General features: G+C 52.9%; 16 protein-coding genes and 2 riboswitches. Of the genes, 8 read left to right on the top strand and 8 right to left on the bottom strand.

Annotated features, from left to right (window positions below; genetic code table 11):
* Window positions 1-23: 23 nt before the first annotated feature.
* From ACO0LH_RS00505 to ACO0LH_RS00485, 5 genes are all read right to left on the bottom strand, one after another.
* Complete coding sequence (locus tag ACO0LH_RS00505; RefSeq protein ID WP_422939075.1) at window positions 24-749, bottom strand: hypothetical protein; 726 nt, start codon at window positions 747-749, stop codon at window positions 24-26.
* A 478-nt stretch (window positions 750-1,227) separates the two neighbouring features.
* A riboswitch (glycine riboswitch) is annotated at window positions 1,228-1,340 on the bottom strand.
* Window positions 1,341-1,436, bottom strand: a riboswitch (glycine riboswitch).
* Window positions 1,437-1,555: 119 nt separating this feature from the next.
* Window positions 1,556-1,687, bottom strand: a complete 132-nt coding sequence (locus tag ACO0LH_RS00500) for a hypothetical protein (protein WP_422939074.1) — start codon at window positions 1,685-1,687, stop codon at window positions 1,556-1,558.
* Window positions 1,688-1,716: 29 nt separating this feature from the next.
* A complete protein-coding gene (locus ACO0LH_RS00495; protein ID WP_422939073.1) occupies window positions 1,717-2,910 on the bottom strand; it encodes a trans-sulfuration enzyme family protein in 1,194 nt (397 codons plus the stop codon).
* Window positions 2,907-4,292: a pyridoxal-phosphate dependent enzyme gene (locus tag ACO0LH_RS00490; protein ID WP_422939072.1), complete on the bottom strand. Its 1,386-nt coding sequence runs from the start codon at window positions 4,290-4,292 to the stop codon at window positions 2,907-2,909. The genes ACO0LH_RS00495 and ACO0LH_RS00490 overlap by 4 nt, the downstream gene beginning before the upstream one ends.
* Window positions 4,293-4,829: 537 nt before the next feature.
* Window positions 4,830-6,149, bottom strand: a complete 1,320-nt coding sequence (locus ACO0LH_RS00485; RefSeq protein WP_422939071.1) for an MFS transporter — start codon at window positions 6,147-6,149, stop codon at window positions 4,830-4,832.
* Between the two features lie 306 nt (window positions 6,150-6,455).
* Here ACO0LH_RS00485 and ACO0LH_RS00480 point away from each other — a divergent pair, with 306 nt between their 5' ends.
* Entirely contained in the window at window positions 6,456-6,725 is a 270-nt protein-coding gene (locus tag ACO0LH_RS00480) for a hypothetical protein (protein ID WP_422939070.1), read from the top strand.
* A 414-nt stretch (window positions 6,726-7,139) separates the two neighbouring features.
* A complete protein-coding gene (locus tag ACO0LH_RS00475; protein WP_422939069.1) occupies window positions 7,140-8,495 on the top strand; it encodes a GH1 family beta-glucosidase in 1,356 nt (451 codons plus the stop codon).
* 168 nt (window positions 8,496-8,663) lie between these two features.
* Here ACO0LH_RS00475 and ACO0LH_RS00470 read toward each other — a convergent pair whose 3' ends face one another.
* Both ACO0LH_RS00470 and ACO0LH_RS00465 read right to left on the bottom strand, forming a co-directional pair.
* On the bottom strand, window positions 8,664-9,140 hold the full coding sequence (locus ACO0LH_RS00470) for a cache domain-containing protein (protein ID WP_422939068.1): 477 nt from the start codon (window positions 9,138-9,140) through the stop codon (window positions 8,664-8,666).
* 242 nt (window positions 9,141-9,382) lie between these two features.
* Complete coding sequence (locus ACO0LH_RS00465; protein WP_422939067.1) at window positions 9,383-11,827, bottom strand: TonB-dependent receptor; 2,445 nt, start codon at window positions 11,825-11,827, stop codon at window positions 9,383-9,385.
* Window positions 11,828-12,163: 336 nt separating this feature from the next.
* Here ACO0LH_RS00465 and ACO0LH_RS00460 point away from each other — a divergent pair, with 336 nt between their 5' ends.
* Both ACO0LH_RS00460 and ACO0LH_RS00455 read left to right on the top strand, forming a co-directional pair.
* Entirely contained in the window at window positions 12,164-13,771 is a 1,608-nt protein-coding gene (locus tag ACO0LH_RS00460; protein ID WP_422939066.1) for a tryptophan halogenase family protein, read from the top strand.
* Window positions 13,772-14,015: 244 nt separating this feature from the next.
* Window positions 14,016-15,038, top strand: a complete 1,023-nt coding sequence (locus tag ACO0LH_RS00455) for a LacI family DNA-binding transcriptional regulator (RefSeq protein ID WP_422939065.1) — start codon at window positions 14,016-14,018, stop codon at window positions 15,036-15,038.
* A gap of 13 nt (window positions 15,039-15,051) precedes the next feature.
* Here the strand turns inward: ACO0LH_RS00455 and ACO0LH_RS00450 are convergent, their stop codons facing one another.
* Window positions 15,052-15,906, bottom strand: coding sequence for a LysR family transcriptional regulator (locus ACO0LH_RS00450; protein WP_422939064.1), 855 nt, complete (start codon window positions 15,904-15,906; stop codon window positions 15,052-15,054).
* 125 nt (window positions 15,907-16,031) lie between these two features.
* Here ACO0LH_RS00450 and ACO0LH_RS00445 point away from each other — a divergent pair, with 125 nt between their 5' ends.
* The 4 genes from ACO0LH_RS00445 to ACO0LH_RS00430 all read left to right on the top strand — a co-directional run bounded on the left by ACO0LH_RS00445 (window position 16,032) and on the right by ACO0LH_RS00430 (window position 19,814).
* Window positions 16,032-17,048 carry a zinc-binding alcohol dehydrogenase family protein gene (locus tag ACO0LH_RS00445; protein ID WP_422940547.1) on the top strand — a complete coding sequence of 339 codons (1,017 nt, stop codon included), beginning with the start codon at window positions 16,032-16,034 and terminating at the stop codon, window positions 17,046-17,048.
* A gap of 67 nt (window positions 17,049-17,115) precedes the next feature.
* Complete coding sequence (locus ACO0LH_RS00440; RefSeq protein WP_422939063.1) at window positions 17,116-17,514, top strand: nuclear transport factor 2 family protein; 399 nt, start codon at window positions 17,116-17,118, stop codon at window positions 17,512-17,514.
* 339 nt (window positions 17,515-17,853) lie between these two features.
* Window positions 17,854-18,486: a TetR/AcrR family transcriptional regulator gene (locus ACO0LH_RS00435; protein ID WP_422939062.1), complete on the top strand. Its 633-nt coding sequence runs from the start codon at window positions 17,854-17,856 to the stop codon at window positions 18,484-18,486.
* A 164-nt stretch (window positions 18,487-18,650) separates the two neighbouring features.
* A complete protein-coding gene (locus tag ACO0LH_RS00430; RefSeq protein ID WP_422939061.1) occupies window positions 18,651-19,814 on the top strand; it encodes an efflux RND transporter periplasmic adaptor subunit in 1,164 nt (387 codons plus the stop codon).
* Window positions 19,815-19,816 lie beyond the last annotated feature (2 nt).

Here is a 19,816-nt window from a genome sequence, read left to right as displayed (position 1 = left end):
AGCAGGTGGTGGTCTTGCCGCAATCAGCGGAAAGCATCCATATTGCTTTTGACCGACAGGCGCAATGCGTCAATGAAATCGCCTTGTTCAAGCAGGCCGTTATTGGCCGGTGCGGTGCCGGTTTTTTCACTGCGCTGTTGCAGCAACAATGCCTGACGCGCTGAATGCAAGGGTGCAAACCGCGTACGGGCATCGCTCGCTGAAGTCACTTCCAGAAAATCCGACATGGCCTGGTACACGCGGATGAAGCGTACGTTCGAGCGTGTTGCATTGCCATGCACGGCCATCGTCGCATCCACATCTTTGGACAACACTGCCCCGCCATAAGAGGTGATGCCCCAGCGGCCATTGGTCTGGCTGAGTGTTGCCATGCCAATAGGCGCGTCATGCAGGGTGATGACGAAACGCCATTCCCCGGTGGCCTTGGCCATGCTGCGCAGGTCACCACGCCCGGCCAGAATGTCTTGTGGCGGGATGGAGTAGACCGGGAAGCCATAGCTGATTTTGGCGTCTTTCAGGTCTTGTACATCGCTGACTTCGAGCGGGAACTCTGAAGGCAGGGTGCCACCGCGTGCCTGTACGTTGAATTGTACAAATTGCGCAAAGTCTCGCTGCGCTGCCGCGCCGACAAGACGTGCCTGATCCGATGTGGCAGCGAGGTCGGTGGTCTGTGCGAGTAATGGCGGACATGCCATGAGATAGCCAGCACTGACGATGACAGCGCCGATAGCCACCTTGTTGAGTTTCATTGTGAATCTTGATGCGGAGTTCGGTTTCATGCTTGATTGCTCCTTCGTTGAATGACAATAAAAGCCCACCAGTCCTAGCGGGCATCGGGGTATTGCGAGCGAAAGCTGTAGCGATTAAAAACAGAGAGTCTTCCGGGTACGCGCCGTCATAGCTGCCGTAACCGGGTCATTCACTTTTTCTGGTCGTCACAGTCCACCTGGCATGGGTTACATGCCGGACTTCAGAACCCGCGGTGAAGCGGAGATGAGAGAAATCTGATCAGGTCAGCGCTGCCATCGCAGGCTGGTAGTGAAATGAGATATGTACTGGTTAACTGGCGCAGACCGCAGTCGCGAGTGCGCAGCTACGAAGCTGCTGCACGCTGCCAGCGCGCAGGCAGGGGCTGTCACGGTGACGGTGTCACCGATAAATGCAGTGGGTTTCATGATATGCAGACTCCCGGCGTCAAAAGGGTAGTCCGTGCGCAATTGCGCAGCGGATACCCCCTCTGTGCTGGACCTGAGAGATTTCGCATGTGACCGCTGTTGGCGGTGTCATGCTTGCTCCTTCGGTGTGCCGGGCGACGACATCCGGCAGCTCTTCAGAGTTCAAATGTCATACCGGTCCTTTTGCCTGAGAGTTTCCGGGGTGGTTGCTCCTTCGGCGCTGCCCTGCGGTGTAGCGGCAGTCTCTCCCGATATCACGCGGCCTTAGCCCATTTGTTCCAATCCCTTGTATGGATTGTAGAAATGAGCATAGTTCACGCGTTAATCATTTACAAATTATTTTGTTGTTGCAATGCACACTTCAAAATTGCATCCTGTGCTTAGGTAAAGCGTGACTGATAGTCCAGTGCTATGCGTTCACGCAAGAGCTTGCAGGATGCGGGATGCACGCAAACGCTCAGGGACGAGGCGAAGCTCTTTGGCACACCAGCCAGCCTCATTCCTGATTTCATTCCTGATTTTCATGCACACATTGCTGATATCAGATCGCATCCAGCGCATTTTGCAGATCGCGGCGCAAGTCTTCCACGTCTTCTATGCCGACTGACAGGCGCACGAAAGAATCGGTGATGCCGAGCAGGGCTCTTTGTTCTGCCGGTATCGTTGCATGCGTCATGATGGCCGGGTGTTCGATGAGACTCTCAACACCGCCCAGGCTTTCTGCCAGCGCAAAGACTTCGCAGCGTTCAAGGAAGCGGCGTGCGCCGGCGAGATCGGTATCGAGGTCAATGGAAATGATGCCGCCAAAGCCATCCATCTGCTGTTTGGCCAGTGCATGCTGCGGGTGGCTGGCAAGACCGGGGTAATACACCTTCTTTACCTTGGGTTGCTGTTCCAGCCAGTGCGCCAGGTCCAGGCCATTTGAATTATGGCGCTCAACGCGGATATTCAGGGTCTTGATGCCACGCAGTGCCAGAAAGCTGTCAAACGGTCCGGCAATCGCGCCTACTGAATTTTGTAAAAAGCCCAGGCGTTCGCGCCATTCTGCCTGATGCGGTTCACCACCCACAATGGCAATGCCGCCGATGATGTCAGAATGGCCGTTCAGGTATTTCGTCATCGAATGCACGACGATATCAAAACCCAACTCCAGCGGGCGTTGCACGCGCGGGCTGGCGAAGGTGTTGTCAGCAATCGCGATGATGCCGCGTTCACGGCAGATCTTGCCAATGGCGCGCAAATCGGCCAGCTTCAGCATGGGGTTGGTCGGCGTTTCCACCCATACCATTTTGGTATCAGGGCGTATGGCGGCCAGCAATTGCTCCGGTTTGGTCATATCCACATAGGTGAACTCCAGACCGGCACTGCGCCTGCGCACGCGCTCAAACAGGCGGTAGCTGCCGCCATACATATCGTCACCGGCGATGATGTGGGCGCCGCTGTCGGCAATCTCCAGCACGGTGGCAATGGCAGCCAGGCCAGAGGCAAAGGCAAAAGCCTGCGCGCCGCCTTCGAGGTCGGCAACCGCACGCTCCAGCGCCCAGCGCGTGGGATTGTGCGAGCGGCCATAATCAAGCCCCTTGTGCACGCCAGGGCTGTCCTGTACATAGGTCGACGTGGCATAAATCGGCGGCATGATCGCGCCTGTCGTCGGGTCAGGGAATTGCCCGGCATGGATGACACGCGTGCCAAAGGCTTGTGGCTGGGCTGGTTTTTTGTACTCTGGATAGCTCATGAAAGTGTCCTGCGTAAATGGTTAAGGAGGTCAAAGCGGGTGATCAGGCCATGGAAGTGCTTTTCTGGCTGTTTGGTCGCAATGATGGCGACCAGGCCACGGTTCAGTATGGCGCGCAAATCATCGAGGCTGGCTTGCGGGCTCAGTGTTTCAATCTGGCTGGTCATGGTGTCCTTGACGACACTGCGGAACAGGCTGGCATCGCCCGCCACCTTCAGCAACACATCAGATTCATCAATGATGCCGATAATTTCGCCATCGTGAATGACAGGCAGTTGCGATATCTCGGCACTGCGCATGCGATTGAAGGCCACCATCAGCGTGTCACCGGCATCAACACTGATGACGCCACCATCATCAAAGCGGCGGCCTATGATGTCACGCAGGTCGCCATAGGTCTGACGTTTCAGCAGGCCTTGGTCTATCATCCAGTTATCGTTATAAATCTTGGACAGGTAACGTGTGCCGGTGTCACAGACAAAGGTCACGACACGCTTGGGTGTCGTCTGTGCGCGGCAATAGCGCAAGGCCGCGGCCAGCAGGGTGCCGGTGGATGAACCGGCCAGTATGCCTTCAGCGCGCAATAATTCACGTGCCGTGCCAAAGCTTTCAGTGTCATCAATGGTATAGGCATGTTTGACTGCACTGAGGTCAGCAATGGCAGGGATGAAATCTTCGCCTATGCCTTCCACCGCCCAGGAACCGCTGACTTCATTGACATGACCGGTTTCTATGTACTCTGCCAGGATGGAACCTTTTGGATCAGCCAGTACAAATTCCAGCTTAGGCTGTGCCTGGCGGAAGAAACGGGTCAGCCCGCTGATGGTACCGGCAGAGCCGACACCGACCACGATGGCATCGACATCATGATGGGTCTGCGACCAGATTTCAGGGCCGGTGGTGGTTTCATGCGCGAGCGGGTTGGCCGGGTTATTGAACTGGTCGGCAAAGAATGAACCTGGTATTTCCCTGGCCAGGCGGGCTGCATAATCCTGGTAATACTCAGGGTGGCCCTTGCCCACGTCAGAACGTGTCATATGTACTTCTGCACCCATGGCTTTCAGGTGTAATATTTTTTCTGTAGACATCTTGTCAGGCACCACCAGCACCACGCGATAACCCTTGGCACGGGCAACCAGCGCCAGGCCCAGACCAGTGTTGCCAGCCGTGGCTTCGATGACCGTGCCGCCCTTTTGCAGGCGGCCATCGGCCTCAGCTGCCGCGATCATGGCCAGGCCTATGCGGTCCTTGATTGAACCACCAGGGTTTTGCGATTCCAGTTTCAGAAACAGTTCACACGGGCCGGTATCAAGGCGGGTAACCTTCACCAGTGGTGTGTTGCCAATCAACGCAAGTACTGCGGGATTAGTTTGATTTGTCATTTTTTGTTGACTCCAAGTCTGCATATCGACACGCTGCCTGCCTGAATCCTTGTGAGCACGCCGACTGCATCTTGTTGCGCTTTTGTTTAAGAGGCAGCCATGCTAGCGAGGTCGGCTGGCCACGCTAAGGAATTTTTCCAACTATGCTTATGCGAAAAATAAACGATCACTGCCATAAAAATACACGAGGGCAATAAACGCTTCTTGCCCCCACAGCAGTATAGTCTTTGCCGGAAATTTTGCAGCGTGAGTGATTTTTGTGTTGACGGGAAAAGGCGTGGAGGCTGGCAGGAAATATAAATGCCGCCCGGAGGCGGCATCAAAAAGTAGGGGACTGTGCTACGTTAAAGCGTGCCCGGTTGGGACAGGCCGCTCTTCTTTTATTGTAAACTTCTTTAAGCCCTGATGAAGCTACTGCATGGGGCGATTTTGAGTCTGCGATGCTCGTCGTACTCAAGTACGAAACGCTTCTTAACTCAAACTAGCACCGCTCGCTAGGCTTACTCATCGGTTCTTCGAATTTTTTTAAGCTTTTTGCTATTCCTCCTTTTGATGAAAGGGGGCGAACCAGCATACCGCAAATGAGGGGATGGTGGCTAGCATGACGAAAACAAAGTAGTTGGTATAGCCCAGCAATTGTTGCAGGTGGCCACTGATGACACCGGTGACCATCATGCACAGCCCCATCAGGCCAGTGCCAAAGGCGTAGTGCGTAGTGGTGTATTTGCCGGGTGCCAGTTGCTGCATCAGGTAAATCATGAAACCAACAGAGCCGAAGCCGAAAAAGAATTTTTCGACAGCCACGCCTGCGGTGATCAGCCACAGGCTGTCTGGCTGGAACAGGCTCATCAGCAAGAAGCTGACATTGGGTATATTGACGGCACAGCACAGTATGAACAGGGTAGGCTGCAAACCACGGCGGGCGACAAAGATGCCACCCAGCAAAGAGCCCAGCAATACCGCCACCAGGCCATAGGTGCCGTAGATAATGCCCAGCAATTCATTCGACAGGCCCAAGCCGCCTTTGGCAACCGGATCTACCATGAAGAAAGAGCCTATTTTTTCCAGAAAACCTATGCTCAGGCGAAACAGGAAGGCGAAAGCAATCATCAGCCAGACATCGCGCTTTTGAAAAAAGGTGATGAAAGAATCACGCAGGATATGCAGTGCCGCCGCAGTGCTGGTCGGTGTATTTTCAGCCTTCGCACCGTCTGGCATGGTGCGCATATGCCAGGCCGCCATTAGTATCGTGATAGCCGCCACGATCAGGAAGATGATGCGCCATGAATCCATCCATTCGACACCGAAAACCCTGGGGTCATGATGAAAGAAATCAGTATGCAGCTTGCCACTCAGATAGACCAGGCCACCAGCCGCAACGATGGGGCCGATATTCCAGCTCAGGCTTTGCACGCCGCAATACAGTGACTGCGCCTTGCTGTCGAGCGAAGTCACATAGACGCCATCAGAAGCAATATCCTGCACCGCGCCCAGAAATGAAATCAGCCAGAACAGCGCCATCAGTATCAGCATGTAATCCGGCAGCGACATCACCAATGCAACGCAGACAAAACCAACGGCAATCGCCATTTGCGCGCACAGCACAAAAAACTTCTTGGTCTTCACCATTTCGACAAAAGAGGCGAACAGCGGTTTGATGGTGTAAGCCAGTATCAGGTAGCTCGCATATTCAGCCGCCTTGCCGTTGTCCATACCCATGTTCTTGAACATGATGGCCGTGACGCTAGTCAGCGTCATATAGGTCAGCGCCATCGTGAAGTAGGCGGTGGGCACCCATAGCAGTGGTGATTTCTTGCCTGTGCGGGCTGGCATCTGCACTTCAGTATCCGTCATCATGGTTTGCGCGCTTTGTAAGTGGCGGCAACGCTGCGCTTCTGTTTCTTGCCATGATCCATGCCAGCAACGGGCGATGAAACTGGCGTTGTCAGAAATAACAACGTGTCTCGTTAATGTTGTATTTTATTTTTTAAGAATTTTCATATACGGATACTGAAATAAGGCCGATCAGATGAGCCTGAAACCATTAAATATCCTGTTTATGAAAACCTTTTCAAACGCAGGATAGCATGGAATTTTAAAATAAAAAGCAGCTTTTACAGAAAAAATAAGAAAACAGCCGATCAAACTCATTGCTGAGTTATCTTGGAAAACACGCAAAGCCAATACAGGAAAGGCTTTCAGACGGTTTTTTTGAGTCAGGGATGTTCTGCGGATATTGTCGCGTTTATTCTCATCAGGGATCATGCCTGGGCAATATCCGCATTAAAATTTATGGCTAAAACATTTATTGATGAAATTGATTTCATCAATAAATGGAAAATGACAAATTTCCACATCATCGCTAGCTTATTCAGGAAAATTTGCCGGGATCGACAAAATGAAGAAACAAAATTGTCAGCCCTCAATCATTGACAGGGTCTGAAGTGGGTGATAAATTCGCCATATTGTGAAAACGATTTCAGTTAAATGTGCCTGTTATACGATGAAACAATTGCAAGCTGGTTTCGTTCTGTTGGCTTTCCGTATGATCTGGACAGCTATTTTTTGCAAATGCATAGCGCAATAATGCGTGGCATAGGTATGGCAGATACAAGTAAACGCAGAGCAGGTGCGAAACAGATACGTAATAGATACGTAATAGATACGTAATAGATACGGAAAGATACGTAAAAATCAAGTCGTGTTCAAGCGCATTTGAGAATGTTCAAGCGTATTTAAGCGGCGATTTTTTTGCCTATAGATGAAAACGATTTCAAATAACATAAGACTAGTCTCATGAACTGGCGCAGCAAAGTCCTCACATAAAACCAATTACACTTTAAGACCATGAAAAATCCACCAACGATGACAGAATTTTCACCCTCCTTTATTTGGGGCGTTGCCACCAGCGCTTACCAGATAGAAGGTGCGGCGACCACGGATGGCCGTGGGCCATCGATCTGGGATACCTTCACCCACAAGCCAGGCACCATCATCGATGGCAGCACCGGTGATGTCGCTTGTGATCACTATCATCGCTATGCGGAAGATGTCGATATCATTGCCGCGCTGGGCGTGCAAGCTTACCGGTTTTCAATTTCATGGTCACGCGTGCAACCATTGGGCCATGGAGACTGGAATGAGGCAGGGTTTGATTTTTATTCACGCCTGCTGGACAGGCTTGCAGAAAAAGGCATTGCTGCCCATGTGACACTGTATCACTGGGATTTGCCACAAGGCTTGCAGGACCATGGCGGCTGGCTCAACCGCGACACGACACAGCATTTTGCGCTTTATGCGGCTGAAGTGGCGCGCCGGTTTGGCAAGCGCGTGGCCAGCATCGCTACGCACAATGAACCCTGGTGCACCGCCAACCTGGGTTATGGCAATGCCCAGTTTGCGCCGGGTGTCGCGGATACCGCGCTGGCGATACAGGTTTCCCATCATCTATTGCTATCGCATGGTCTGGCGATGCAGGCCATGCGTACCATCTGTGCTACGTATGGCAGCTCGCCCAGGCTGGGTATCGTACTCAACCAGTGGCCAGCCATGCCGGCTACCGACAGTGTGGCAGATATCGACCAGGCTGAATGGGAATATGCGCGTTCAGTACAATGGTTCATGGATCCGATCTTTAAAGGGCGCTATCCGCAAAAAGCGCTTGACCGCATGGACATGCGCCAGTTCCACGTACATGCAAGCGATATGGAAATCATTCATCAGCCACTGGATTTCCTGGGTGTGAACTATTATTTCCGCGCTTTTGTCAGCACAGAAAATCCGCCAAAACAGCCCGAAGGCAAACTGGGTTTCAGCGACATGGGCTGGGAAATTTATCCTGTTGGCCTGACAGATTTATTGCTGAAACTGCGCAGTGAATATCCAGACCTGCCACCTATCTACATCACCGAAAACGGCATGGCTGTCGCTGATGAAATGAAAGATGGAAAAATCAATGACCTGCAGCGTATCAACTACCTGCAACTGCATCTGTATGCCCTGCATGAAGCGATGGCCTGCGGCGTGGATGTGCAGGCGTATTTCTACTGGAGCCTGCTCGATAATTTTGAATGGAATTCCGGCTATGCAAAACGCTTTGGCCTCGTGCATGTCGATTATGAAACGCAGAAGCGCACCTTGAAGGATAGTGCTTACTGGTACAGGGATTTTGTCAGGTCGCAAATGCAGGCGAAGGCTGCATAGGCCTGCCGACTTCACGTTTTGCTTTCTCAGGCTTTGTCAATTCTGTCTGGCACTCCGGCAGGCTGACAAGCTGCAAGCTGATCTGGCAACGTAAGTCTTTGCTGCAATCAGACAATCAGGCAACCAGGGCTGGCATGTGCCGGCCCTGGCGTATTGAGCGCATAGGGCTTATTTATATACGCCGCAACCTATCAGCACGTCGCCAAATTTTTCAATATAAGTAGTCTTGGCTTCCATCATCTTGGTCGTCGGGTTGGTCCAGTTGTAGTCGACCCAGCCGTGGCCTGCCTTGCTGTTGGCCGCTGCCAGGAAGCCCTTGACGATGAACATGCCGTCAGCATCGCGCAGTTCCAGCAGGTTCTTGCCTATCATTTTCGGGTTCGCACCGTGCGCGCGGTTGATGCCGTCGCCATTGGTGTTATACACAAACACATACAAATCCTTGACGACGAATTGGCCAGTGGGGTTGCTGAATTCTGCAAACGCCTTTTCCTTGCCATTCTCCTTCAGGTAGGCTGCGGCTTTCTTGACCAGGGCCACGGCTTCATCTTGCGTCCCTTTTTCTACTGCCTGCGCAAGCGGCCCTGCACCGAGCAGAACAAAACTCAGGGCGGCAAGTAATATCTTGGGGAATAGTCGGCGCATTGTTGTCTCCTGTTGTTGAAATTATTGCAAAAGAACGGCTCAGCCATGTGATGGCACCTTGCTTCGCGATTTCATATTAACGATAAATGTGCGCATTGCAATGTCAATTATTGTTGCTTGGTGAAAATGTGTTGCTAGAGAATCTTTCCTTGTATAAAAAACAAACCCCCATATTGCCGCGAACGGCAGTATGGGGGCAGACAGCAGGGCTAACTTGAATACAGCGGTTTCTGCTGACTTGCTTAGAAATCAATCCCTACGTTCACGCCGAAAGTGCGTGGTGGCAGGTATTGCGCCTGCCAGGGACCGTTGGCATTCAGGGCACTGGTCTTGATTTTATTGTCGCTGACATTACGCACAAAGAAATCGGCGTACCAGGCAGTTTTTCCTGATGACTGATAACGCAGGCCCAGGTCGGCACGGGCATAGGCTTCCTGCTTGTCGCCATCACCATAGTTGAAGACGCTTAACCAGGTATCCGTTTCATAATGCAGGCTCACGCGTGGCGTCAAGGTGCCGTCACTGAGGTGGAAAGTGTGCTGGTACATCACCTGCGCTGAAAACTTCGGTGTATGCGGCATGGTGTTGCCAGACACATCCAGACAATTGCTGATGCCGGGTATCTTACAGGCTGGCAGTGCATAATCGTTTGAGCCACCCACCAGATTGCCCAGCGTTGCCTTGGCAAATGCCAGTGTGATTTGCAGCTTGTCATCTTTGCTGAGTTTGGCCGCCAGTTCGGATTCAAAGCCATATACCGTTGCACCATCCGCATTCGATGTTTGCAGGCCGCGCGTACCATCGGGTGCCGTAACTGGCGCACTGAACTGGAAGTCCTTGAACTTGCCATAGTACAGCGCATTGTTCAGCCTGACGGTGCCACCTAGCAGCGTACTCTTGGTGCCGATTTCAAAATTGGTCAGCGTCTCTGGGCCGTAGGTCTTGCCACCATCCTGCAAGCCACCTGATTTATAGCCGGTAGAGATGCTGCCATAGATCATGTTGTCCTTGTCGATGTCATGCGCTACGCGTATCAACCCTGTCATCTTGCTGCCACTGTAACTGCCGTCATTGAATGAATAGGCGGCAAAGTTTGATGTTGGTGAGGCAGGGTCTACATTCGGGGTAATGGCCGACTGGCTCAGCTCCGGTTTGCCAGAGAAACCATAGCCGCGTCCGCCCACATTCGTGCGCTTGTCAGATGTGAAACGCAGGCCGCCAGTGATATGCGTATCGTTGCTGGTGTTCCAGGTGGCCTGGCCAAAGGCTGCGGCAGTTTCCACCGTTTCTTTTGGCTGGATGAAAGAACCTTGCCAGCCGACGGTGCCTTGATAAGTCCCGTTGAGGATGGGGATGTCAAAGCGGATATCATTGGTTTCCGAGCCATAATACAGACCCAGTTGCCAGTCGATATCACGTGTACCTGTCGATTGCAGTTCCACTTCATGACTGAAGTTTTTATAGTTCGACGACACCGTATTATTGGCCTGCATGCTGCCACCGGAAGTGAAACTGGTTGGCAGTGTTGCGCCACCATCCTGGTCGAAACGGGAGGAGCCGCTGAACTTGGAATAACCACCGATGTAAGTCAGTTGCATCGATTTGTCGATGGCATACTCTATCCGGCCGCGTATGGAATCCGTATCACGCTTGACGAAGGGCGCTGTATCGATCAGGGCCGACCATTGGCTTTGACCTGGGCGCGGTGTTTGTAGCAGATTCATCGACGGGGTGCCGCGGTCTATGAATTTTTCATATGACAGGTCGATTTTAGTAGAGGCATTGGGTTTCCACAGCAGGCTGAAACGGGCTGCACTTTGATCCTGTGCGCCATATTTCGGGCCGTCCTGGACAAACAGCGCATAGTTGATGGGCTGGAAGGGCACGACTGTGCCGCCGTTTTTCAGGTAGTTGGCAAATGCTGCTTTCTGACTGTCGAGCGACAGGGTAGGCGGTGTCTGGTAATCCACATAGCCATCATGTCTTTCATGAACGAAAGCAAAACGCAGTGCCAGCGCATCGCTGACAGGCACATTGAATGCACCACGTGCACCAAAGCGGTTATAGCTGCCCAGGCCACCTTCAAGGCTGCCGGAACTGTCGCCTATCTTCGGCTTGGCAGTCTGCATATTGACGGCACCAACGGTGGCATTGCGGCCCCATAAAGTGCCCTGTGGGCCACGCAACACTTCTATGCCTTCCAGGTCGAACAGCAGGGAAGTCGCACCTTCAGGGCGTGGTGCGTAAATGCCATCGATGAACAGGGCAACTTCCGGGTCAGCATATTCGGTTTTGGCGCTGTCATTGCCGATGCCGCGCATGGTCATGGTGATGACGCCGTGATCACCTTCATTGGTGGCCTGGAAACCTGGCACCAGGTTGACAACGTCCTGAACATTTTGCACATGCGCATCATCGAGCGACGCGGCATTGATGGCAGTGATCGCCACCGGCGTACGTTGCAATGACGTGGCACGTTTGGTACCGGTCACGATGACTTCGGAAATAGTTGTACTTTCTTTTTCTGTCTTGGCTTGTGCGGCAGATTGTGCTGGTGATTCAGCCTGCTTTGGGCTTTGCTCCTGGCCTTGTGCCTGGGCTGCGCCGAGACTGGTGATCAGGGTAAAGATCGCCAGTTGTATGGGGGTGCCTGCGACCTTCCGGGTCGCCAGATTGCGGATTTTCATATGTCTCCTGTTACAGGTTTAGGTTATTTTTTTGATCTATTAGTTGGGTCTATTAGATCACTACGCTCTTCTTTGAAAACGTTTTCTTTTTAAGATTCAATTATTTGCAGCTTTGAAACCGTTTTCATATTACATAGAATTTGAATTCTGTGTCAAATATAAAATGGTAACGTTTTCAAAATGTTGTAATATGAGACGCCCCAACCCTGCTTGACCCAAGATCTATTGCGTTGCTTCACCATGAATTTGTCTTGGATTTTGAGGTGCGGGCTGGTGTTTCTGATCTTCCTGATCTTTCTGGTTTTGCTTTTGTTTCTCCAAGCGAGAGGTGTCTCAATGAAAACGGTGAAAAGTGTATTGATCGTAGGTGGTGGAACTGCCGGCTGGCTGACTGCGGCATTTCTGGCGCGGCACCTGGCCTCTGGCACGCCTGGCGAAGGCATCAGCATCAGTCTGGTCGAGTCGAAAGAAATTGGCATCATCGGCGTCGGTGAGGGCAGCTTCCCGTCGATACGCGGCACGCTGGCAGCCATAGGCATAGACGAGGCGCGCTTTGTCCGTGAATGCAATGCGACCTTCAAGCAGGGCATACAATTTACCGACTGGGTCAGACCGCCTGGGGTGGCTGATCTCGCCGGTGTCGCTGGTAAGCCAGGGAATAATCATGGCAATCATTACTTCCATCCCTTCAGCCACCCCAGCCAAAGGCCCGGTGGGCCAGATTTATTGCCTTACTGGTTGCAGGGCGCGGCTGGTCAGGGACGGGCATTTGCCGATGCCGTCAGCATGCAAAAACGCATTGCCGATGCTGCACGCGGCCCGAAGCGATTTGACGATAAAGACTTTCTGGGGCCCATGAATTATGCCTACCATTTTGATGCCGGGCGTCTGGCGGCGCTGCTATGCGAGCAAGGCAAATCATTGGGTGTGCGGCAGTTTGTCGGAACCGTAGAGCATGTGCGGCTGGACGATGATGGCGCGATTGCCGCCGTGCATACCAGGGAAGGACAGGTGCTTGCCGCTGACCTGTATGTCGATTGCACCGGCTTTCGTGCCAGCCTGATTGGTGACGCCTTGGGCTCGCCATTTCGTTCCATGAACGATGTACTGTTCGTTGACCGCGCAGTCGCCATGCAGGTGCCGTATGCCAGGGCAGATACACCCATCCCGTCATATACGATTTCTACGGCCCATGAAGCAGGCTGGACCTGGGACATTGGTTTGCAGCAAAGGCGGGGCATAGGTTATGTATATTCCAGCGGACACAGTAGCGACGACCAGGCAGAGCAGGTACTGCGCAGGTATATCGGCAAGGCATCTGAAGATATGTCGGCCAGGCTGTTAAAGCTCCAGGTCGGCTACCGCGAAACCCAGTGGGTCAAGAACTGTGTTGCCATTGGCCTGTCAGGTGGTTTCCTGGAACCGCTGGAATCATCCGGCATAGGCCTGATAGAAACGGCGGCTTACCTACTGACCTATCTGTTCCCTTTCAACGGTGAACTGGCACCGGTGGCGAAGCAATTCAATCACCATATGAAAGAGCGCTACGAACGCATCGTTGATTTTGTCAAAATGCATTATTGCCTGACGCAGCGCCGCGATAGCAGTTTCTGGCGCGACAATGTGGCAGCAAGCTCGATACCAGACAGCCTGCAGCAAAGGCTGGCGATGTGGCAATGCCGCCCACCGCACCGTATGGATTTCATCACAGACCTGGAAATGTACCCGCCTTCAAGCTGGCAATACGTCTTGTACGGTATGGAATTCAAAACCGAGATACCCGCCAACCGTGCTGCCTGGCCGCGCTTTGACGAGGCCGCAAAAGAATTCCAGATGATCGCGCAAATGTCGCAACACGCCCTGGCAGACTTGCCCGATCACCGTCAACTGGTGGAGCATCTGTGCAGACAGTCGGATGAGCGGGGGATGGCAAAGCGGGCCTGAATGCGCATGATTCCTTCTGAAATTGCTGGACATGATGATTTTTGGGGGCTGCGCTTCTTCTGAAGTACAACAAATTTAAATATGCCAGGTTCATCGGAGGCAGATCGGGCTGCTCTATCTGCTCATCGTCAATAAAGCATGCTATGCTAGATTCATGAAAAGCTTTTCAGTGAACTGTTTTGCAAACAACTCAGCAAACAGTTCAGCAAACAATTAATCACTTCAGCCAGATGGAAGGCATTGCGTGGTCGAAAAAGTCAGAAAAAAAAATGATCCGGTAACCCTGCTGGATGTGGCGCGTGAAGCGGGTGTATCGCCCAGCACGGTTTCACGTATCCTCAACGGCACAGCCAAGGTCTCACCAGACAAGCGCAAGGCGGTGGAAACGGCCATCGCTGAAATGAAATTCGAACCCAATCAACTGGCGCAGGGTTTGAAAAGTGGCCGTTCGATGACCATAGGCATCGTCGTGCAGGATATTGCCAGCCCCTTCTTTGATGAAACCCTGCATGGCGTCGATGATGGCTTGAAAGATACCGGCTATGCATCGGTGATTGTCAGTGGCCACTGGAATGCCGCAGAAGAAGCGGCGCGCATCAAGCTTTTACTGGCGCGCAAGGTCGATGGCATTATCCTGCTGTCTGGCCGCATCGCTGATAAAACCGTACTCGATTTTGCCAGGGATAAACCCATTGTCGCCACTGGCCGCGCCTTGCAGGGCAAGACTGCGGTTGGCTTTAAACTCGATAATGCGCACGGTGCTTATCTGGCTACGCGCCACCTGATAGAACTGGGCCATCGACGCATTGCCTTCATTACCGGGCCTGCCAATAATACCGATGCAATGGAACGCCAGGAAGGCTATCAGCGCGCCTTGCAGGAAGCGAATATCGCCTTTGAAGAAAATCTCGTTGCTGAAGGCAATTTCCATGAGGCCAGCGGCTTGCTGGCAATTAACCGCCTGCTGGAAACCCAGCAACAATTCAGCGCCGTGTTTGCTGCCAATGACTTGTCTGCCTATGGTGTCAGGCTGGGCCTGTACCGTAAAGGCATACGCGTACCGGAAGATATTTCACTGATAGGCTTCGATGACCTGCCCAGTTCTTCCTACACCACACCACCTCTGACGACGATACATCAGCCGCTGTATGACATGGGTTTACTGGCAACCAGAACCCTGCTGGGCCTGATCACAGGCAAAGAAGTGGACCTGGCCTTGCCTGGGCTGGAACTGATCGCCCGCGAAACCACCAGACGCCTGCGTTAGGCAGCTCCAAATCCTAAAGCTCTGCGGCATGTGTGGCGAACAGGCCGACCAGGTAATCCGCTGTGCTGCGCACCCGCGGCGCGCGGCGAACATCTGCATGCATGACCAGGTAAATCGGTAGCGACGGTGCCTGCACAGCCACGTCCAGTAATTGAAGCCGCGCATCCTTCGTGGCAAGAAACCTGGGCAACAGCGCAATCCCCCAGCCCTGGGCTGCGGCCTGGCACATCGTTGTCATGTCTTTGGCGCGCAAGACAAACGGGCGCGTGCCTGCATGGGTGTCCATCCACAGTTTTTGTAACAGGCCAGGCATGCTGTCATCGAAACCGATGAATTTGCGTTCAGCCTCGGGCAAGATGCAGCAAGCCGCTGTGCCGTAAAGACCATAATTGATATGCCCGAGCTTGCGAGCAACCAGATCCGGCTCTTGCGGTTCACTGATACGCAGGGCGATATCTGCTTCGCCACGCCCCAGATGCACGCCACGCCGCTCTGCACTTAATTCCAGTTCGATCTGCGGACAGGAGACACGGAATTCATCCATGTGCGGCAAGACAAAATAATTCAGCAATTGTGGCGGTGCCGATAGGCGTACGCGGCCAGCAAGCGCAGATTGTCCCAGCGCGGTGCGCTGCAAGGCCTGCATGTCGTCTTCCAGCAGGCAGGCGCGTTCATAGATGGTCTCCCCTTCGGCGGTCAGTGCCCAGCCACGTGGCAGGCGGTCAAATAGCTTCAGGCCCAGTGCCTGTTCCAGGCTGGATACACGGCGTGCCACTGTCGTATGTTCAATCGCCAGTTGTCTGGCTGTTGCTGACAGGCTGCCATGGCGGGCGAGGGCGAGGAAATAACGTAAATCATCCCACTGCATGGTTTTTCATCCGCTTATTTTTGCACATATCCTGTTATTTTATTCGACTTCCGTCTTTTTATGGCAGGGCTTAAAGTGGCTGCCATCTTCAATTCGCCACTTGGCTCACCATGTATCCCCATCAAATGAAAGCCGTTGGTGTTTATAAGACACTGCCAATTGACCATGTCGAAGCCCTGGTCGATCGACTTATTCCCTTGCCGGTTACCGGTGCACTTGACCTGCTGGTGCGCGTTGAGGCCATCTCGGTCAACCCCGCAGATTACCGGGCACGCGGACGCAAGACCGACGATGGGCAATTCGCCGTATTGGGCTGGGATGTGGCGGGGACTGTTGTCGGGCTGGGCAGCAATGTCACGAGCGGGTTCACATTGGGCGATGCCGTGTATTACGCCGGCGATGTGTCACGACCTGGTGCCAATAGTGAATTTCATGTCGTTGATTCACGCATAGTCGGTCACCGCCCTGGCAGGCTTTCTGTTTCCGAAGCGGCGGCAATACCCCTGACCGCGCTGACCGCATGGGAAGCACTGTTTGACCGCATCGGGTTTTCACGCACGCAGGCAAATCGCCAGCAATCTTTGCTTATCGTCGGTGGCGCTGGCGGTGCCGGTTCGATGGCCATACAGCTTGCCCGGCTCTTGCCTGGCGTGCGGGTGATTGCTACCGCCTCACGTCTGGAATCGCAGGCATGGTGCCGTGAATTGGGTGCCGATGCTGTCATCGACCATTTTGCAGATATGCGCGCTCAGTTGGAAAACCTGGGCTTGCCGCAGGTAGACGCCATCCTGCTCCTCAACGACCCTGACCGGCATTTCCCGGCGCTTGCCGATGTCCTGGCGCCGCAAGGGACGATCTGCTCCATCGTGCCCTTCAAAGCAGCACCGGATATCAATTTACTCATGCGCAAGAGTGCCAGCTTCGTCTGGGAATTCATGTCCACCCGACCCATGTACGCCACCGCTGACATGAGCAGGCAGCGCGACATACTTAACATCATCACTGGCCTGATTGAGGCTGGTCAGATCAAGTCTGCGGCAAGCCGCGACCTTGGCACGATCAATGCAGAAAACCTGCGCATCGCACACAGCTTGCTTGAGTCGGGAAGAACCATAGGCAAGCTGACACTGACCGGCTTTTAAGTGCAACAAAGTACGTCTCAATACATTTTCATTTTTATCCCACCAAAATGACCATAAGGAAATACCCATGAGTTCACTCGATACGGTACAAGCATTTCTGAAGCATGTTTTCTCCGGCAACCTGGATGAAGCACTGACGCTGGTTACGCCAGATGCACAGTTTATTTCGGCAAGGCCGGTTGCCAATCCGCGCGTACCGGTACACGGGATTTTTACAGGGCCGGGAGGTGCGCGGGAATTCTTCCGGCTATTCGGTGAGCTGCTGGAACCAGGGGAATTCAACGTGACAGCCAGCTTTTCGGAAGGCGGGCATGTCGCCATGTACGGCAACCTGCGCCATCGCAGCCGCCAGACCGGTCGCGACTTTCCCAGTAACTGGGCATTGATTTGCTGTGTGCAACAGGGGCAACTCTCGCTATATCATTTCTATGAAGATACGGCCGCACTGGAAGCTGCTATCGCATAAATTGCCATCAATTGGTATCAATTTGGTATCCGATGCCTTACCAGGGGGTAGCGTCTCACAATAAACGCTGTCCTTTTCATTTTATCAAGATCATTTTGCGACAAATTTGCTCGCAGGTAATGGTATTGCCAGTGTGGCATCGTAGGTGCAATATTTGACATTCCTGCCTCATTTTTAACATTTGCCACCCACAATCCCGCAGTTTGTCGCATTTATAGCCCTGCTTTACTTGATATTTGTCAGAATGCGGGCTGAAACAAAATGCGTTTGTCTTGACGCTGATCTGGGCTAAGACTATATTACTGACTCGAAAGTAAGTTAATTTGAGTCATTGCTATAATGTCATGTCCTTTTAAGCCAAAATGGGAGCGCCGCAAGGATGCCCGCCCCCAAGAACTGCTCGCTGCTGCCCTCGATTTATTTGTAGAGCGCGGTTTTGCTGCGACACGTCTGGACGATGTGGCGCGTGCGGCTGGCGTCTCCAAAGGCACCTTGTATCTGTATTTCAGCAGCAAGGAAGAATTATTCAAGGCGGTCGTCAGGGAAAGCATTGTTCCCCTGATTGGTGAAGCCGAGAGCGTGATTGACCTGTTTGAAGGCAGTAGTGAAGAACTGTTCCGCCTGATCATGCAGACCTGGTGGCAAAACATAGGCAAAACCAAGTTGTCTGGTTTACCCAAGCTGATGATGGCAGAGGCAGGTAACTTCCCTGAGCTGGCCAAGTTCTATCAGGAAGAAGTCATAGACCGGGGTGAAAACCTGGTAAGAACCATGCTGAGACGCGGTATGGCACGTGGAGACATTTGTCAGGTCGATCTGGAAATCGACGCCAGGATACTGATTGCGCCCATGATCATGATGATGATCTGGAAGCATTCACAGGGTGTCTGCAATGTAGAACCAGAAAAACTGGATACCTATCTTGAGCACTATATAGAGCTTGCTTTGCGCAGTGTGTTGCTTAAGCCCTGATTAAAAACGGAAGAAGGCTTGACCCTGACCTTGTGTCAGGCTTTAGTGTGAGGGTTTGGTGGCTTGGGCAAGTCGCTTGATACCTTCGTGATATATATTAATCAACTATTTACATCAAAAAATTTGCCTGGGTCCTGAAGCAAACACTTTTTGGAAAAACAATCATGTTAAAGCGCAGGACATTCTGGATTATCGCCGTGCTGGTGTTACTCGCCGCAGGTTTTGTGGTGGTAAAGAAAAAATCGGCCGGCAACAATGCCTCAGCCAATGCTGCGGCGTCATCAACGACCGGCAGCACAGTTGCAACTGCACCTCAAGTGCTGGAATTTCTACCGGACGACATCACGGAAGTCAAAGCTGCTGAAGTACAGCAATTGCTGGCCTTGTCGGGTGCCTTGCGCGCTTTTAACCAGGCGGCTGTCAAAGCCAAAGTAGCCGGGGACGTCAGTGAAGTGCTGGTGCGTGAAGGCGAGGCCGTGCAGGCCGGGCAAGTCTTGCTGAAGATGGATAGCAGCGATTATATCGCCAGGCAGGAACAGGCGCGCGGTGCGCTGGCTGCCGCCCAGGGACAACTCGAAATCGCCCGGCTGGCGCGCGACAATAACCGCGCCTTGCTCGACAAAAGTTTTATTTCAAAAAACGCCTACGACAATACCAATAACCAGTATGCGATTGCTGTCGCCAATGTCGACAGCGCCAAGGGTGCCTTGTCGGTCGCGCAAAAGGCAGTGGCAGACACCGTCATCCGTGCGCCTATCACCGGCATGATCAGCAGCCGTTCAGTGCAGCCTGGTGAAAAAATATCAGCCGACAACCGCCTGCTTGACGTGGTCGATTTACGCGTACTGGAAATGGAAGCACCCGTGCCTACACAAGACATCACCAGTGTCAGGATAGGCCAGGTTGTGCAACTGAAAATAGAAGGCGTGAGTGCGCTGGTCGAAGGCAAGGTTGCGCGCATCAACCCATCCACCACAGCCGGCTCACGCTCCATCATGGCCTATGTGCAGGTGCCCAATCCTGATACGGTATTACGCGCCGGCATGTTTGGCGAAGCGCAACTGGTGGTCGAAAAGAAAAACGATGTGCTGGTCGTACCAGAAACCGCGATGCAATATGAAGGCGAGCAAGCCTTTGTGTACGCGATAGAAAACAATGTCTTGCAGCAAAAACCGGTCAAGACGGGTTTGCGTGGCATGAGCAAAGGCTTGCCGGTAGTGGAAATCACTTCTGGCCTGGCAACAGGTGCCCGCATCGTCAAGAGTAATCTGGGCAGGTTGCGCGCTGGCCTGAATGTGAAACTGATTACCGCCACAGGCAAGGTGTAATC

Origin of the sequence: Undibacterium sp. TJN19 (genome assembly GCF_049339485.1) — a bacterium.
Classification (GTDB): domain Bacteria; phylum Pseudomonadota; class Gammaproteobacteria; order Burkholderiales; family Burkholderiaceae_D; genus Undibacterium.
The sequence above is the reverse complement of the archived record's forward strand: the minus strand, read 5'-3'. Positions and strand labels throughout refer to the sequence as shown.